At 47.7% G+C, this 18,961-nt stretch carries 12 protein-coding genes; 8 read left to right on the top strand and 4 right to left on the bottom strand.

From position 1 onward, the window contains the following. The first annotated feature begins 1 nt into the window (after nucleotide 1). The 8 genes from I2I33_RS02210 (at nucleotide 2) to I2I33_RS02175 (ending at nucleotide 13,822) form a co-directional block, all read left to right on the top strand. The gene (locus I2I33_RS02210; RefSeq protein ID WP_162613676.1) at nucleotides 2–1,588 is read left to right on the top strand and encodes a RagB/SusD family nutrient uptake outer membrane protein; all 1,587 of its coding nucleotides are present in this window, start codon (nucleotides 2–4) and stop codon (nucleotides 1,586–1,588) included. A 16-nt stretch (nucleotides 1,589–1,604) separates the two neighbouring features. Then, complete coding sequence (locus I2I33_RS02205; protein WP_087419306.1) at nucleotides 1,605–2,543, top strand: hypothetical protein; 939 nt, start codon at nucleotides 1,605–1,607, stop codon at nucleotides 2,541–2,543. 117 nt (nucleotides 2,544–2,660) lie between these two features. Then, nucleotides 2,661–5,162, top strand: coding sequence for a zinc-dependent metalloprotease (locus tag I2I33_RS02200; protein WP_162613675.1), 2,502 nt, complete (start codon nucleotides 2,661–2,663; stop codon nucleotides 5,160–5,162). A gap of 29 nt (nucleotides 5,163–5,191) precedes the next feature. Next, a complete protein-coding gene (locus I2I33_RS02195; protein ID WP_162613674.1) occupies nucleotides 5,192–7,597 on the top strand; it encodes a zinc-dependent metalloprotease in 2,406 nt (801 codons plus the stop codon). 11 nt (nucleotides 7,598–7,608) lie between these two features. Further along, nucleotides 7,609–8,937: a TlpA family protein disulfide reductase gene (locus I2I33_RS02190; RefSeq protein WP_087419303.1), complete on the top strand. Its 1,329-nt coding sequence runs from the start codon at nucleotides 7,609–7,611 to the stop codon at nucleotides 8,935–8,937. Between the two features lie 8 nt (nucleotides 8,938–8,945). Next, nucleotides 8,946–10,127, top strand: coding sequence for a thioredoxin family protein (locus I2I33_RS02185; RefSeq protein WP_229128155.1), 1,182 nt, complete (start codon nucleotides 8,946–8,948; stop codon nucleotides 10,125–10,127). Between the two features lie 90 nt (nucleotides 10,128–10,217). Beyond that, nucleotides 10,218–12,506, top strand: a complete 2,289-nt coding sequence (locus I2I33_RS02180; protein WP_255378859.1) for a S9 family peptidase — start codon at nucleotides 10,218–10,220, stop codon at nucleotides 12,504–12,506. Nucleotides 12,507–12,508: 2 nt separating this feature from the next. Continuing rightward, nucleotides 12,509–13,822, top strand: a complete 1,314-nt coding sequence (locus tag I2I33_RS02175) for a TlpA family protein disulfide reductase (protein ID WP_087419301.1) — start codon at nucleotides 12,509–12,511, stop codon at nucleotides 13,820–13,822. 691 nt (nucleotides 13,823–14,513) lie between these two features. Here I2I33_RS02175 and I2I33_RS02170 read toward each other — a convergent pair. The 4 genes from I2I33_RS02170 to I2I33_RS02155 all read right to left on the bottom strand — a co-directional run bounded on the left by I2I33_RS02170 (nucleotide 14,514) and on the right by I2I33_RS02155 (nucleotide 18,944). Beyond that, nucleotides 14,514–15,452 (bottom strand): DMT family transporter, encoded by a 939-nt coding sequence (locus tag I2I33_RS02170; RefSeq protein ID WP_087419770.1) that lies wholly within the window; start codon nucleotides 15,450–15,452, stop codon nucleotides 14,514–14,516. Nucleotides 15,453–15,529: 77 nt separating this feature from the next. After that, nucleotides 15,530–16,003: an RNA polymerase sigma factor gene (locus tag I2I33_RS02165; RefSeq protein WP_087419300.1), complete on the bottom strand. Its 474-nt coding sequence runs from the start codon at nucleotides 16,001–16,003 to the stop codon at nucleotides 15,530–15,532. 566 nt (nucleotides 16,004–16,569) lie between these two features. After that, nucleotides 16,570–17,490: a hypothetical protein gene (locus I2I33_RS02160; protein ID WP_087419299.1), complete on the bottom strand. Its 921-nt coding sequence runs from the start codon at nucleotides 17,488–17,490 to the stop codon at nucleotides 16,570–16,572. Between the two features lie 29 nt (nucleotides 17,491–17,519). Continuing rightward, entirely contained in the window at nucleotides 17,520–18,944 is a 1,425-nt protein-coding gene (locus I2I33_RS02155) for a RagB/SusD family nutrient uptake outer membrane protein (RefSeq protein ID WP_162613673.1), read from the bottom strand. Nucleotides 18,945–18,961 lie beyond the last annotated feature (17 nt).

Below are 18,961 nucleotides of genomic sequence, written 5' to 3'. Positions count from 1 at the left end.
CATGAAAAAAGAGATTTTATATATCGGACTACTTTGCGGGTTCCTGCTCGGATTTTCAGCTTGCGGCGATTTCCTAGAAGAACATTCTCAGAATATGGCCTATGTGAAGAGCGTGACCGACCTCGACGAGATCCTAATTGGCGAGGGATACTGGCCCAGTAACGTAAATATGTATTTGGACACGACCTATGATGATGTAATCACCGGTTGGGGGCAAGTCACTGCCAACATGAAAAATTTTTTCCCTTACATCCACCTCATGGATGACGATGTGAGCGAATACCTCTACGGGAACGGGGGAGGAAACTCGGAGAAAAATTATCCCCGTCTCAAGGCCGCCCACGTCCACCATTGGCAAGCAGATCCGTTCTTGAATGCCGAAAACGTGGAGATCAAGGACGAGAATTGGAGTGCCGTTTGGAGACGTATCGCCGCCATGAACTCCGTCATCTACCAGCTTGGCCTTGTACGCGAGCAGGGCGATAACCCGCAAACTTGTAACCGGGTGGAGGGGGAGGCCCGCTTCCTACGTGCCCAGTACTATTTCTTCTTGGCCAATCTCTATGGTCGTCCCTATTGCAAGGCGACAGCAGAGACAGATCCGTGCATACCCCTAAAGACCTCGGAAGATATCTACATGGATTATTTTTCCCGGGCCACCTCTTCTGCCGTGTACGGACAGATGGTTGAGGATCTGCAACGGGCCACCGTGTTGTTGCGGGGGACAGAGCAAACTACCAAGTACCGCACAAACCAAACAGCGGCCTTTATCTTACTGAGCCGGGTACACCTGTTCATGGAAAATTACGAGGCTGCCATCGCTTGCGCCGACAGCGCACTCGCCAACCGGGAATATAAACTACGGGATTTGAACGAGTACACGGGCGGAAGTGCCGTGTACGTGAACTCGCCGGAAGTCGTTTTCACCCATTCGCAGAACATGATGGCCGTCTTACATGGCCCGGTATACGCACGTGGCAAATACGCATCCAGTTTCACCTCATCGGACGACCTCATCAGAAGTTTCGACGGGAAAGACCTACGACTGAAAGCGTTCTTCATGCAACGTTCTGCATTGGGAGATGGTTACCGCTGCGTGAAAACCCGCCTTATCGACGAAGGTGTATCAGATATTCTCGCCATACGGATACCAGAAGCCTACTTGAACAAGGCGGAAGCGCAAGCCCTATTAGGCCTAGATGCGGAGGCGATCAACACCGTCAATGAACTGCGAAGCAAGCGATTTGCCACGGAGAATTTAAGCACCATCACGGAAAACGGGGAGGCATTGGTAAACTTCATCCGGGATGAACGCCGTCGGGAGCTTTGCTACGAAGGTCACCGCTGGTTCGACCTGCGTCGCTACGCCGTGAACAGTGTCCATCCGTTCGAGAAAGAGATCCGTCACGTTTCCTATGCTTACACGGAGGGTAGTAACGAGGTGTATGCGGCAGGTACCTACGTGCTGAAACCTTACTCACAGGACATGGCAGCCTACATCCTGCCCATCCCGAAGTACGCCATTGAATATAACGAAGGTCTGCTGACCAACGAGATTCGTCCCGAGAGAGAAATGATTGTAGAATAATTAAACAAGCGTGAACATGAAAAAGATATATCTACTCTTAAGTCTCGCCGCCCTCCTGTTCGGGGCGTGCGGGGAGAACGATAACGACTTCACCCCCTCTAACGGGGAACGGAATTGGCTGATCGTGGAGGACAACCCCAATGACCCGATCGACCACCAACGTTATCTGATTTTCCAGGAGACAGGTATCCCGATTTATTACAACGACACCATCGGGAGCGAGGAGCGTTACTCCTATGCTACCGGGGATCCGTACACCTATTACGAGGTATTACAGGTGTTCTACTCTCCGGGTAACTCGACTCCCGGCAAGCAATCCGCCCGTTATGTCTTGCCCGCTGACCGGGAAAAGGTTAAACCGGTATTGGATTTCCTCGAAACAGAGATACTACCCAAGTTGTCAAAAGACATTTACGTACCAAGCATTCTGTTAGTGGACACGTTAGTCACTCCCACGGGAGATGACCTCGCTTACAAAGGAACAAACACGGTAGTATTAAGCAAGGTTTGTGATTTCGCAGACATGGACGAAACGACACTCAAAACCTACAAGGGTACTTTCCTTGCCACTTTAGTCTCGAACACCCTTGCAGAATTTGAGGAGGAGTGGTTGGAGGAGAACTTCTACGCCTTGACCTACAGCGCCAATCCAAATTATATCAACAAACTATACTCTACCTCAACCAGCGGTAGCGGTAGAGTTCCACTTTATCAAGCATGTGCCGGATTAGCAGAACAAAGTGCGGCTATTTTAGGTTTTGTCTGGCTTCAAAATAATGATAGCTCACCCAAGTATGTACCGACTAAAGCTCAAGACGTATTGCACTTCTGTATCGAGATTTTCGCTTACACAGAGGCAGAATTCATGAGTTTGCATGAAGGGGAAAATCTGGTATTGAAAAAATACCGGGTGATGCGCAATAAATTGGAAGAATACGGATTCACATTCGAATAGAACTCGTTAATCAATTAAATAAATGAAGAGTGGGACGGACTTACAAGTCTGTTCCTCCCCTTCTATTGCCAAGACAAATAAGAAACAACTGTATTTTGTATGTATAAAAATCAATGTATGAAAAAGACAAATTTTAGCATGAAATTCTTAGCCTTGTTGCTATGTTTCTTTGTGGTAGGACAAGTAGATGCTGCCGACCGGAAGAAAAAGAAAGACAAGAAAAAAGCCCAAACAGAAACCGTAGTAACAGACAGCACCAAACAGAAGTCCAAGGGGATTCCTGTCTTGAAAGACTTTCTGAAACCGAATGCCAAGAAATATTTCGGTATGATGAACATCTACGAGCAAGGAGACCGCTACTACATGGAAGTACCCGACAACTTGCTGGAGCGAGACATTTTGGTCTTCATCTCCCTCATCCGCGGCTCCGCCCAAGAGAAAAGAAGTTCCCGGGACATGTACGGTTTCGGTGGCGATGCCCTCTACAACAAGGTTATCCGTTTCGCTAAAGGACCGAAAGACAAAATCTTTTTACAGGAACCAATCTTCGGTACGGTATTACCGGACTCCACCTCCGAAATGTACGGGGCCATTCAGGCGGCCAACATGATGCCCATCGCAGCGGGGTTCGACATCAAAGCCAAAACGGACAGCAGTGCGGTCATCGACATCACGGATATGTACAAGTCCGACCATACTTACTTCTCGCTGAAAGGAGCCTCCAGTTCATTAAATCTCGGAGCCTATCAAGCAGACAAATCTTACCCAACCACAGTGAGCGCTTACGCTAACAACGTCATCTTCCGTTCCGTGCGGACGTACGCTCCGGGAAAGCCCGCCAGCAAACAGGCTCCGGCCCCGAAGAACCCGACGACTTGGGAAATGGCCGCCTCCTGGTACCTGTTGCCGGAAAAACCGATGCAACCACGCTATTACGACAGCCGCGTGGGCTACTTCGCTTACGGTCAATCGGACTATACGCGTGACCCCTATAAAGTAGAATCAAGTGCCATGGTAAGTCGTTGGCGGTTGGAACCGAAACCGGAAGACGTGGAGAAATACCAACGAGGAGAGTTGGTGGAACCGGTGAAACCTATCGTGTTTTACATCGACCGGAACACCCCGGAATACTTGCAACGTTACGTCATCGCTGCCGTGAACGCTTGGCAACCCATATTCGAGAAAGCCGGATTCAAAAACGCCATCATCGGTAAATTGATGCCCACACCCGAGGAGGATTCCACCTTCTCCATCGAGGACGCCCGCTATTCAATTATCTCCTACAAAGCCTCCCCGATGCCTAACGCCTACGGCCCGCACGTGGCTGATCCCCGTTCCGGCGAGATCATCTGCTCTCACGTGGGATTGTTCCACAACGTGTTGAGTATCGCCCAGTCCTGGTACTTCACCCAGACGGCTGCCGCAAACCCACTCGCCCGCAAGTTCCCGTACAGCAAGGAATTAATGGGGGAATTAGTACAATACATCGTGACTCACGAGATCGGCCATACCTTGGGATTGCGACATAACTTCGCCAGCAGCTGGACCTATTCGCTGAAAGACATCCGTAACCGCGACTACGTGAGAGAACACGGTCACGGTCCTTCTATCATGGACTACATGCGTTTTAACTATGCCGCCCAACCAGAGGATAACATCGCCCCGGAGGATATGATCCCGCGCATTGGGGAGTATGACATCTTCGCCATCGAATGGGGGTATCGTTACTTGCCTCAATTCAAGAGCGCTTACGAGGAACAAAAATATTTGCAAAACTGGGTAACCGAACAACGGAAAGCCAACCCGCACGTATTCTTCGGAACAGAAACCGACCAACGGGATCCCCGTTTCCAAGCCGAGGATCTGAGCGATAACTCAATTGCCGCCAATACATTGGGCATGAAGAACCTAGAAGTAATCATGGACAGTATCATCACGTGGACAGCCGTAGCCGACGACGAGAACTACTCCCTACTGAAGGGCATGTACAACGCCGTGACCAACCAACACCTGATGTACGTGGTACACGCCATGAAATATATCGGAGGACGTTACAGCAATGCCGCCCTGCGTTCCGAAAACATGGATAACTACGAACCGGTGGAAAAGACTAAACAACAAGAGGCCATGACCTTCCTAAAGAAATACTTCTTCGCAGAACTACCCTGGTTATACAGCGGGAAAACAGCCGAAATCATAGGAACCTCGAATATCGAACGCTATCGCGAAAGAATCATGGCAAAATTCCTCGCCCAGTTGCAGACCTCACTACAACATCTCGCCAAAGACGAGGCCATTTTAGGAGAGAAAGCCTACACCTGCCAAAACTTGGTTGACAATTTGTACGATGCGGTATGGGGCAATTTGGCCAACTCCAAACCTCTGACCTCTTTCGAGCGGATGATGCAACGGGCATACGTGTTCAACATGTGCGTTATCGTGGAGAGCGGCCCCATGGAAGTGGTTCCCGAGCTGCTCGGTCTATACGCAGCACAAATGGACAAAATTGTAGCCAACGCCAAACAAAAGATGGTCCGGACGAACGATTTCATGACGAAGAATCACCTGCAAGGTATCATCCGTCAAATCGAGAATTGTCAAAAAGGTGGTAAAGAATAACACAATAGCGAATGATTAACATGAGAAATATGAACAGATTAATCGTCATTTTCGCCTGCCTGTTAGCCCTCGCGCCCATCAACTTATCGGCACAGGAGAAAACACAACCAGCAGCCGTCAAGAAAGCGCCCATGGCATACGAGGCTTTCTTCAAGAAAGACATGCAGAAATTCAACGGCACGTTCCCCATTTACCGTAACGGGGAGAAATACTACCTCGAGATTCCGGCATCGACCTTGGGACGGGACTTGCTCGTGAGCGGCAGCATCGTGCAAGGTGGAAACCACGGGATGGTGTCCTCGGTAACCAATTTACTGATCTTCCATTTAGGGAGAAACAACACGTTGGAGGTACACCAACAGATTTGCAGCGAACGGGCAAAGGGAGACTTGGCCAAAGCCATCGAAGCTGCTAACTTGAAACCGGTGGCTACATCTTTCCCGATAGTGGCATTCGGACAGAACAAAGGAGGCTACATCATCGACATCACCTCGGATGTCAACTCCTCCGGCAAACTGTTCTCGTTCCCGAACATGAAATCCGTGAACACACCCGCCGCCGACCGTTCCGGGGTGGACAGCGTTTACGTGATCAATAACGGGGTGAAATTTACCTCCCTACACGCACAAACGGACTTGATTCCGGGATTCATGCACATCCCGCCGAGAGACCAACACACGACCGCATTGATCGAATGGAGTTTGCAACTCTTGCCGGAACGTCATATCACGGCCAGAGAAAGCGACCCAAGAGTGGGCTACGCTACCATCTCGTATGCGGACTACGACCGTAATCCTTACGGAGTAAAGAGCGTGCGGGAGATTCAACGCTGGCACCTCGCCATCAAACCGGAAGACACGGAACGATATCGCCGGGGAGAACTGGTGGAACCGGCCAACCCGATTCGGGTTTATTTGGATCGAACGCTGAGTAGCGAGAGCGAACGCCGGGCCGTAATGCAAGCCGTAGCCGAATGGAACCGGTGCTTCGAAGCTGCCGGATTCAAGAACGCTTTGCAGGTACAAAACGGACAACCGGAAGTGACCGTAGCCTACCACCAGATCGTGTACTCCTATGCCATGGGAAAATCACAATTCTCACAAATTAGCGACTCCCGGACCGGAGAGATCTTCAGCGGGAACATCGTCCTTTCTCATAAAGAGTCGGAAGACAATCTTCCCGGCATACAACTCAGTATCGGGGGATACGAACCGGCCGTGCTGACAGATTCCATGCCCATCGTACGGGAAGAGTATATCCGTTATCAAGCCTCCAAACTAACAGGACAACTCTTAGGCTTACAGCCGAACTGGGCCGGTAGCGCCGCTTTCACGACCAAGCAATTGCGTGACGCCGCTTGGGCTCGGGAAAACGGTATCTCCGCCTCCGTGACAGACGGTTGCGTCGTAAACTTTGCCGCCCAACCGGGAGACGGCATCGCCTTGCGGGATCTGTTCTCGAAAGCCTCCATCTATGACCGCTGGGCCATCGAATGGGGATACCGCCAATACCCCGGCATGGACGCCTCCGCCGAGAAAAAAGCCTTGAACAACTTGGCCGCCCAAGCTAAAGACAACACCGCCCTCTATTTCGCCACGAAAGAACAGGCAGACTATCGCGTCAACGAGACGGATTTGGGACAAAACGTAGTGGAAACTGCAACATTGGGGCTGAAAAACATGGAACGATTGTCATCCCAATTATCCGATATTTTCTTGCAACGTATCGCCAAAGACGATACTCCTTGGACGGATTACATTCGGATTCTTTCCAGCTTCAACGGCCTATACATCTCCTATTTTGATATGCCTCTGAATTACATCGGAGGAATTTCCGTGGAACCGGTTCTTGCCGGATACAACGAGCAGGCCATTAGCTACCTGCCCAAACAAAAAGGAGAAGAAGTCATGGCATTTTTGAATCGCCAAGTGTTTCAAGGCGCACCGGCCTGGAGAACTACCCCCGTGGAGGTGGATATTATCGGGAATAGCGGTGAAACAAAAGGGACAGGCATCTTTATGAGTACATTCCGGAGCTTGATGAATCCCTCCCGATTGCACCAATTGGTGGTTGCCCAAGACAAAGCAAGCGGCCAAGCCTACACGATAAACGACCTTTTCAAAGCCTTGGAAAGTTACGTCTTTCTAAATTACAGTGCATCCCGCCCCCTTAGCCGCTACCAAGTACAGATGCAATACAATTTCGTACGGGAATTCGTATCTACTTTCTCCAAATTAAAGGCCAAAGAAGGAAGTGACGACTTGTCCTATTTCTTGGTGAATCAAGGGCAGCGCATGAAGGAGAAACTGGACTATTTGGGGAAGCACCATCAGCACACCTACAGCCGCACCTATTATAGAGGATTGAGCGTTTACCTGACTCGTGCCATGAAGAGCGGCAAATTGTCCGGAATGTTTGAAGATGCAAAAAAATAATACGTAAAGTCATGAGATATTCATTATTCGCATTATTATTGCTTTTAGCCACCGCCTGCACCCGGGAGACACAGACCACGATTCGCTTCAATGTGCAGGATCCCGACGATACCCCACCCCGGGTCATCGTCGGGTGGAACAATGACAAAGTGTCTATTGACCCCACAACCGGGGAAGGAGTAAAGACCATGGATTTGCAGGCGCCCACTTACGCCCTGATAGAGGTGCGCAAGCATGACCGACGACTCTGTTTCCTTGAACCGGGGAAAGATCTGACTCTCGCTTACAGCCAGAAGAAAGGGGAAAAACAAGTAACGTACGGAGGGGTATTGGCAAAAGAAACCGAATTCATCAATCAAGGAAACTATGCCACGACTCCAATCAGTTACAAAGACACGGATGTCAAAAAGGCCGCCCAAAAAGCGGACTCCGTATTGGCGCTGAACCTACGGAAGGTGGAAACGATCCCCTTCTCGAAAACCTTCAAAGAGTGGGAAGCCAAACGGCAGAAGGTGGAAACTTTTGCAGCCCTGCTACGGTTCCCAGTGTATTCACTGATGCGGGACTCCAATGTCACGGAACGTAATGCCTACTTGAAGGTGCTACGCGACCATTTGGCTCCCGATTCTACCTACCTTTCCATTCCCGCTTACCGGGAGGCATTGGAACAGTACGTGCGCCGATTAGTCAGTTTCAAGAAAGTGAAAGAAGATGCCCAGACAGAGACTCGTTTGAAATGCATTTTCGAAAACATCACTGAACCCTCTGCCGTGGCTTTCACCGTTGACCAAACTTTGTTCCACATGATCGGTAACGAGAAGTACGAGAAGATATACCGGCAATACGTGAAAGATCCGGCACGACTTGCTCTTTACAACGAGGCCTGCAAGAAGATGGATCGCATCGCTCCCGGACAACCCTGTCCCGATTTCAGTTTTCAGGATAACCACGGGAAAACAGTATCCTTGGCCGACCTGAAAGGGAAATTCGTCTATATCGATATGTGGGCTACCTGGTGCGGCCCCTGCAAAGGGGAGATGCCCAGCCTGTTGAAATTGGAAGAGGAATTCGCCGGAAAGGATATTCTCTTCGTGAGTCTCTCCATTGATCGCAACAAGGACATCGACCTATGGAAGAAAACCATCAAGGAGATGGGATTGGGGGGTATTCAACTCCATCTCGGTGAAAATTGGGATTGGCTAAAAATCTTCATGCCCTCCTCCATGAGCGTACCCCGATTCGTGCTACTTGACCGAGAAGGTAAGATCATTAACGCTAGCATGAGTCGTCCTTCAGACAAAGCGACAGCCGAAAGATTTAAACAATTGTTGAACTTATAAACATCGACATGATAAAACACATCATATTAAACTTGATTTTGTGCTGTAGCCTGGTATTCCCGGCTATGGCACAAGAAAACGGAGAAGGCATCCGCTTCTTCGAGGGGACCTGGGAAGAGGCATTGCAAAAAGCCAAGGAAGAGAACAAACTCATCTTCATGGACTGCTATTCCACCTGGTGCGGCCCCTGCGCCCAAATGGTCAGGAAGATTTTCCCGATAAAAGAGGTGGGAGACTTCTACAACAAGAACTTTATCTGCCTGAAACGGAACATGGAAAAGGAAGAAGGAAATGGTATCGCCCTGCAAAAACGGTATGACGTGGTCGGCTACCCGACCTACCTTTTCATCACGGGTGAAGGCTACCTGACGTGGCAAGATGCGGGTTTCATGGAGGCCGATAAATTCATCGCACTCGGCCGTAAAGCCATCTCCATGATCGGTAAAGGAGACGAGGAACGTTTCGCCAAAGGCGAACGGGATGAAGCTTTCGTGAAAGGTTACGTGCAAGAAAGCCTACGTATGCACCAAGCCGACAAGGTGGAAGCCATCTTGAACCAACTCTACGAGGAAGAGGGTATCAAGCTATTAAAAGACCCGGATTACTGGCAGGCTTTCGACTGTTGTGCCGCCGACATCGATGCCCCGCTCTCGTTGGCATTCATCAAAAACTACAAAAAAATGTGCAAGACCGTCGGAAAATTTGCCACGGATCAGAAAGTACGGAATCTTTATGCCAGCATCGCAAAGGTCATATCGCTGAATGACAAGTCAAAAGATTACAGAGAACAAGAGAATCTCGCCAAGAAAGAAGCATACTTCAAGACCATGGAAACACGCAAAGTGCCATATTACAAGGAGTTAAAACAGGAAATCAATTTCATCCAACTCCTGCGCAAGGGACAGTTGGTAGAAGCCTACGCCCTCGGCGAGAAGGCATTAGCCAACGCCGACGCCCGCATGTTGGGCAACTGGGCTGCCTTGGGAGAACGTATGATTAAAGGACAAGAATTCCGTACCAAAATGGCCGCATGGGCCAAACGGGCTTTAGATCTCGGTGTGGACGAGAGTATGACAGAAGAGGTAAAAAGCGTACAGCACGACTTGGAGACCTCAGCGAATCCCGTGCGCGGCGGCAAACACTCCGCCCCCCGCAAAAGTCTCCCCATGCGGGGTTACCTATCTGAATAAACCGTTTATCCCTATCCCTAAAAGAAAATCGACATGAAAATATGGCTATACGGTTGGGTATTTTCGTTGTCCCTGTGGTGTACCGGCGCCATGGGGCAACAAAAGCCCAATTACAAGGTCGCCGAACAATTCCTGCCTTCCGTGGCGGGCAAATTTATCTACTCGAAAGATATCAAAGCGAACTACGTTCCAAACAGCGACTGCTTCTGGTTCTCTCACAAAACGAGCCAAGGCACAGCCTACTACTGGGTTGATCCTCGTAAAAAGGAGCAACGTCCATTATTCGATAACGCCCGCATGGCGGAGCAAATCAATGCCCTCACGCATAAAATCTGCGATGCAAAAAACATTAATATCACCCCGAACTTCGGAGAAGACAAGAGATACTTCACCTTCTTTGTCAACAACGTCCAACTCCGTTACGACATGAAAACCGGAGTGTGCAGCGAAGTACTGAAGGCGCAGCCCGATACGACTCGAAAGCAAAAAACGCCGCTACCGTCGAAACCACACAATCCTCTCGCCATGCAATACTCCATCTCGACAGACCGGGCATACACGGCTTTTTGCCGGGGACATAACCTTTACATTCGGAAAGGTGACGAGGCTGACTCCCTTGCCCGTCCCGTGACCACGGACGGCGAAACGTATTATTCATACTCTTTCAATGAAGTCGTGGAAGGCGACCGACTCATCGCCACCAGAGCCAGTTGGCTGAAAGACTCCCATCGGCTCTTTATCATCCGCGAAGACAACCGAGGCATCGGTGATTTACCGGTTGTTGCCTCCACCGGCAGCGGTCGCCCCCGTTTAGTGCATTCTATCGGCGGTAGCGGCAGATATCCCATGCCGGGTGACAAGAAGGTGACTCAATACGAACTTTCCCTGATCGACGCGGAAACAGGAACATTAACCCGGGTTCCCATCGAAAAATGGAAAGACCAAAGCTTAAAACTACTCAAAGTCAGTCAAGACGGTCACTACCTTTACCTGCAACGTACCCGCCGCACCCGTGACGAACTAGACATCTGTCGGGTGGACACGGAAACGGGTGAGGTGAAGGTCATCCTCAACGAGGTATGCAAACCCTATTTCAGCGACCGTCTGCAAGACATTCACTTCATCAATGACGACCGGGAATTCATCTGGTGGTCGGAACGCACGGGTTGGGGACATTTCTACCTCTATTCCGCGGAAGGCCAGTTAAAAGGTTCCGTTACCGCAGGCGACTGGCTAGCGGAAAAAATCGTCCGCATCGATACTGCCCGTCGGGAAGTTTATCTCATTGGTCACGGACGGGAAAAGGAAATGAATCCTTACTATGCCTGTCTATACAAGGCAGAATTAGACGGGAACGGTTCCGTACAATTGCTCACCCCCGAAGATGCCAATCATAACGTGACATTCAGCCCTTCCGGTGAATATTTCACGGACAATTTCTCCCGGGTGGACTTGGCACCGCGCTCCGTCCTCCGCAACCGAAATGGCAAATTAATTCGGACGCTGGCGGAAGCTGACCTTAGCACTCTGCTTGCCACGGGCTGGCGTATGCCGGAACGCTTCACGGTCAAGGCAGCTGATGGAGTAACGGATCTCTATGGCGTGATGTGGAAGCCTATTGACTTCGATTCGACCCGCCGTTATCCGGTTATTTCTTACGTTTATCCCGGCCCGCAAATGGAAGCCGTGGACATCAATTTTACCGTCACGGGCAATCATAACGCCTCGCTTGCTCAAGTGGGATTCATCGTGGTCAATTTTGGACACCGGGGTGGAAGTCCCTTGCGGGACAAAGCTTACCGTACTTACGGGTACGGTAACCTGAGGGAGTACCCTCTTGCCGACGACAAATACGGTATCGAACAATTGGCGAAACGGCATTCCTACATCGACCTCGAACGCGTAGGCATATTCGGGCATTCCGGCGGGGGATTCATGTCGGCATCGGCCATCTGCACCTATCCCGATTTCTACAAGGTGGCGGTAGCCTCTTCCGGTAATCACGACAGCAATATCTACAACCTACCCTGGGGAGAAACCTACCACGGCGTGACCCAAACCGTCAAAGGGAAAGATACCGTCTTTACTTGTAAGGTCCCTACCGTCGCGGAAATCGCTCATCGGCTGCGGGGACACCTGCTCCTCATCACTGGTGACGAGGACAACAATGTACATCCGGGACAAACGTTCCGGTTGGCCGGAGCGCTTATGGATGCGGGCAAGAACTTCGACATGTACGTCCTACCCGGACAAGGCCATGCCTACAAAGGGACAAAAGATCTATTCTGGCGACGTAAAATCTGGTTCTATTTCGCCAAACATTTATTAGGCGACGACCGGGTGGAAAATTACGAAATGGACTTTTATAAATACGAATAAGCATGAAAATAACTATTATACGAATTATTTTTCTCGTGTTTTGGACGGCTTTTCTGTCGGGATGTCAATCCCGGCAGGCCGCCTTGACTTTTAAGACTTACGCAACTAACGCCAACGAGGCCCGGCTGGAACTAAACGGGAACACATGGACCGTGCCTTACGACAGCCTCCAAGGAGCCGTATTCAAGTTACAGGATATAAACCCGGGCTACGCCCATCTACGCTTGGGGAACTTCCAAAAAATACTCTACATCGAACCGGGAACAGATCTCATCGTGACCTACCAGCGTCCCGGTAAGTCACGCACACGAACCAGCTTCGAAGGGAAAGGAGCCGCCGAGAATACCCACCTCGACACCCCCACCCAATTGGTCAGCTTACAACAAGACATGACCGGGGAAATGGTACAAAAACTTCTGCTGGACAGTGTACAAACCCGACAAGCCCGATTGGAGGCATCATCCCTCTCTCCCGCTTTCAAAGCACTCGAACGGGAGCGGCAGCGTTACCAAGTGATGCGTCAAGCATTCAAATACCAACATTGGACCACGGAAGATGTTCCTTTCATAGAGAAGCAAATCAAGGAACAACCCGAACTCCTACCCACCGAAGAATATAGCGCATTCCTCCGGGAAGCCCTCTCGTTCATCGCCTGGTTCCAAGTCTCGGAACGTACTTACTACCCCTTGGCTAAAGCGCAAATGGAATACCTCAATACCCATTTCCGCGATACAGCTATCGTTGACTTCCTGATGGAGTCCGTGTTGACCAACTACATGACATACCGGGGTGCCACGGACATTACACCCATGTTAGACATATTCAACCAGCGGGTAACTTCTCCCACTCTTCGCGAGAAGATTAAACGGGATTACGAAAAATACGCCCGTATCCTACGAGGCGCGTCCGTTCCCGATTTCACGTTCATCGACACGAAAGGCAAAGAGGTCAAATTGTCCTCGTTCAAAGGCAAGTACGTTTACATCGACTGCTGGGCAAGCTGGTGCGGCCCCTGCCGGGCCCAAATTCCCCATTTAAAGAAATTGGAGCATGACTATGCGGGAAAGGACATCGCCTTCGTAAGCATCTCCAGCGATGACAATCGGGACAAGTGGAAAAAAACCGTGGAGAAAGAACAACTGGGAGGCACACAACTCATCATCCAATGTGCTACCAACAATGAATTTGCCGACTACTTTATCATCACGGGTATCCCCCGTTTTCTCCTCTTGGACAAGGAAGGGAAAGTGTATGATGCGTACGCTCCCCGCCCCTCGGAACCAGCCATCCGACAATTATTCGATTCGTTGCCTTGACAAATAACAATGAAATAGCAAATTTCAATAACGGGACTGCAAAAAGTAAATTTACAGTCCCATTTATTTTTTAAAGGTTGTTTGTACATAATCTCCCAACGGGAAAACCTCAACATCAAGTCAGAACTAGGGGAAATCCCACGGAGAACCTAAGGAAATAATCCTCCTTGTTCGAAACTCATTCGAAACTTCTCCGTAGCTCAAACATTACGGAATGACTAAGCTCTGAGTAAGTATCGAATGATCTCTGAGGGAGTGAGATCATTTGGGTTAAATTACCGCTTTATTGGGGTTGGATTAGGGTAATGACACTAACAGTTCAAATATGGTCAAATAGATTATTTCGGACAACCTCTCATCCTTGATCCAATTTAAGAAAAATAAATATATTTGTTAATTAACATTCAATTACAAAATCAGCAATAGAATACATTCAGTAGTTATTTCTCTTCATTTCAATGCACTTACACCGGTGTCTCACTAGTAAGTTAACGATAAGTCTTCGATAAGTTACCGATAAGTCTTCGACACGAGCCATTGATTTATCCCCGATTTTTCCTTGATATACAGCCAAGATATTAGTGAGAGTACGGTGAGAGTACGGTGAAACTACAAAGAGAATCCCCATCAACCCTTTGGATTAATGCAAAATTCCCTTTCTCATACACCAATCAACACATCGCCTACCGGGTTAACACGTCGGCTTTCTCTTTATCGGGAGTTTCGGGAAAAGTTTCCTAAAACGTACTAAATAAGTCGTAACATTACTTCCCGCAACAATAATAGTCACGGCAAAAACGATCATCATGATCCCGCACCCCACTCTTACGGTTAAAGGCTCTCCGAAAACCGTCACCCCGAAAAATACGGCTGTTAAAGGCTCCAAAGCCCCTAAAATAGCGGTTGGAGTCGAACCGATATACTGGATGGCCTGAGTGGTACAAAGAAACGATATAGCAGTCGGGAACACGGCCAAGGCAACCAGATTACCCCACAGATACCACGTGTCAACCACGTGCAGACTGGCCCCGAAATCGACACGAACCAAAAACAGAGACAACCCGAAAACTAAAACATAGAATGTCAACTTTAGTGTCGCAATCTCTCGCAACAAGGGTCTATTCACAGCGACAATGTAAATGGCATATGACAAGGCCGAGGCGATAACGAGAATCACTCCCGTCAGACTCAACACCGAACCATCTTCACCTTTGTAAAGCAAGGCAATACCACCCAACGCCAACATGATACACAAAATTGTTTGTAACGTCAATTTCTCTTTAAAGAGAAAGGCCATGATTAAGGCTACCATGATCGGGTAAACGAACAACAAGGTCGATGCAATACCGGCTGCCATGTAATTATAACTCTGGAACAAGGTAAGTGACGAGAGTGCCACCAATAACCCCATGATAATTAACGGAAGGATTTCTTTTCGTTTCAATTTAAAATCTCTTCCCCGCAACTTAATCATCGCTCCCAACACCGGAATAGCAAACAAGTACCTGAAAAAAAGAACTGAATCCGGATTCATCCCCGCCTCGTACAGGGGAAGAGCAAACAAGGGATTCATCCCGTAAGTTGCTGCCGCAATGACCCCTAACACGTATCCTTTAGCTTTTACATTCATAATTATTAAACTCTCAAGATATTTAACCCGCCAAAGGTATTGCATTTATCGTGTTTATCGTATAACAATCGACCGAATTATTTTAATAACTTCTTCAGAGTGGCAAGAGCCATATACATATGTGACCTTACTGTATTCACCGAAACATTCAATTCATCGGCCACATCCACATACTTCCGTTTCCCCCAGTATACCTCCTTAAACACTTGACGGCTGGCTGGCGGCAATTTCTCAATAGCCACATAAATTTGTTTTAAATGCTGCACGTACAATAATTCTCCTTCTATATCAACTTCCGTGTCCGACAAATTGTTGTCAGGGATCCCATTTATCAGGCATCTAGTATCTCGTAAATAATTAAAAGCAAGATGCCGCACGGCAACATACAAATATTGAATATCCACATCTTTATCTTTTCCTTGATGCTTTTCCAATACTTTCAAAAACACATCTTGTACAATGTCTTCTGCAACGGACCTCATTCTCACGATCCGAAAAACATACAAAACAAGTTGTATGTAATAATTTTTAAAAAGATCTTCCACCTTCATATTCCAGCTCTTGATTTCAACAAATCGTCAAGTACCAGAACCTCATAAATCAAATTTTGGATCAAAATGCCGTCATCTTTACCGAGATACAAGAATTTCCTCATAATATCTAAGTATTTTCATTTCTCCCCAGTCTCAAAAAAGAATATTTATCAAAATAGAGAAGGCGCAAGACTGTTAACGTTATGCCATTGATAGGTTCTAGACAACCCTGCAGAACATAAGAAAACAGCTCACGCCCTTGGCTTTATATGCGTTTACACGTATACCCGACCAAAGGGAGAACATCCTTTCCTTATTCCTTCTGCATAAATTGTCTAGATTCATCAACGAGGAATAAGCTAAACGCTTCCCAAAATTATATCAGTCTCCACTAGAGACATTGCAAATATAAGAATTGTTTAACAAAGATGTACAAACATGAGCTGTAATTGCATAAAAATAGGCAATATTTGGCAAATTAATGCGGCATATTTCAATCCATTATAACTAGAAATACCATTATCGTTTTTCATTATTAGAAACAATGAAAAACGATAACAGCACTCAAAAAATCTCTCTCTCAACTAAAGTTCCGGAATTTTTTGAATCTTAGTCTGCAACGGAATTTTAAAGCCAATTAATTCCAGTCCCAAAATAACTCCTTTCCGTCCATCTTGAGTCATGAAGCCAATCCGGTCGTCAGGAGCAACATCAATCACATCCGTCGCGTTCGAAAAATCCAATTGACGGATTTCCTCATCCCCAATCCTCATCCACGGTAAATCGACTTTGATGAATTTCGTATTCAACATTGTCGTGTGGTCATAATCCAACAAAACGGCATTTATCATCCCATCAATCTGTTCCTGAGTTTTTGGACTACCGGGCGACATGAACCGAATTTTATAATTACTCGGACCATCTTGAAAACTAAACACGGCCACATCAATTGAATCTTTTTTCGACTGGTAGAACTCATCTGTATATGGCTTATGGCGAGTGGCGGAATAGAATCGCCCGCCCGTGGCTGTCAACGGGTGTCCTCCCACGATCATTTTCACGGAATTGTAAATGTAATTTCCAACCTTGGCCTGAGCTTTTACGGACGAACGCACACCTTTATCCGTGGTAAAGGTGAAACGCATACTGAGCGTGTCGCCTATCGTCACATCGGTCAACACGATCGGATAGTTAACAACAATACTCCGGACATCACGATTAAAATACCCATTCTCATCCACGCTGATCGTATCAACGATTTCATAACGAATTTTCCCACCCAAAGGCTGAAAATCATGACTTTTCTCTGTCAGTTCCACTCGTTTTATAATATCATTCGTTGTAGCCAACACCTTAAAGCTAATGGTGTCACCGGGATTCCCGATCGGCAGAGAGGTTGTTTCCAACAAGATCACGTTAATGTCGTCCGATTGTTCCAGCACGTCACTAATATTATCACAACTATAAACCAACAATCCCAATATAAATAACTTTATATATTTCATAGTCCCTGTTATTTAATAGATTATACATATCAGATTTCCGGATTATCTTCCATATCCGGGTTATTCTGCAGCTCGCCCATAGGAATCGGAAAAGCCAGCATACCATCATCTTGATAATTGATATTGAAATCAGCCAACTTACGTCCACCACTCTTGGTTGATTTAAAACGAATTACCGTGAACCATTCACTATCATTTTCACAACAGACTTCACACAGGATTTCTTTATAGATCGCCGTCATTAGTTTATCCTCCGTATCGCAATCAGCCTCTGTCAACGCCGTGTTGCCCGAACGCCTTCTCAACACGTTCAACTCTTCGATAACATCCTTCACGGAAGCGCCACTCCGAGCTAACCCCTCAGCTTTGATCAAGTACATTTGAGCCAAACGCATATAAAAAACCGGACAATTCCCGTCTTCCCTCCATATCTTACTCCAAACCCATTGTTTTCGATCCTCACTCACCGCCTCGTATATAATATTTTGTAAGGTCTGCGAGAAACGCTTATCTTTATTCAGACCCGATCCCATGTAAATATAAGCGGTATAACCTATCGTTCCCCCGAACATTCTCTTCACACTTTCACTCTTATTATCAGCTTGTTTATACACCGTACTCGAAAGGAAACGAGAGAAAATAACTTCCTTCGAGCTATAATCCTTCGTGAAGACATCGGTAAAAGTCTCTTCCATCTGGAAGCCGCCATGATCAATCACGTCCTGCGCGAGCTTAGCAGCATTAGCGTAATCATCACCTTCCCCGCGAATCATCAACAAATTGGCTTTAAAAGCCATTGCAGCTCCTTTAGAAGCTTGAAAACAATTTGTATAATCCGGTCCGTTCTCTATGGCATAATCTAAATCCTCGATAATTTGATTATAACTATCACGCATCGTCATCCGGGCCTTGGCATTCACGGCCAAAGAAGCCGGTTCGGTACGAATCAACACCCCGTAAGGACTATTCACGTCCCAAAAGTAAGCAAAATATTTCATCAGGAACATGTGGCCGAAAGCCCTCATGAAACGGGCTTCGGCGATAATTTCTTTTTTCCGGTTTCCCCTGAACTTGCTATCGCTCAATTTATCTACATAGTAAATCACGTTATTCGCGGCATTGATCATCTGATAGGCATAACTCCATTTATCCCGAACTTCCAACCCGTCGGCAGCTAACCGTAACAAAGTCAAGGCCTCGGCATAAGTTCCGGTAGTCCACGTGACCAAACCTGAGCGTACGGCATTGTCGGCAATGTAATAAGAATCAAACACTCGCTCGCCAAGGAAAGAATACACGCCCAGCAAGGCTGTTTCCGATGAAGCCTCATCCACGATGGCATTCTCGGCAGTCAAATCATGTTTCGGAAGTTCATTCTCAAACAGACTATCGCATGAACAACAAACGTATGCAGCCCAAATAGTTATCACAATTTTTATAAAACTATATTTCATACCTGTCTCCATTTACA

Origin of the sequence: Butyricimonas sp. BSD2780061689_150309_C8 (assembly GCF_015560935.1) — a bacterium.
Lineage (GTDB): Bacteria > Bacteroidota > Bacteroidia > Bacteroidales > Marinifilaceae > Butyricimonas > Butyricimonas paravirosa.
The sequence above is the reverse complement of the archived record's forward strand: the minus strand, read 5'-3'. Positions and strand labels throughout refer to the sequence as shown.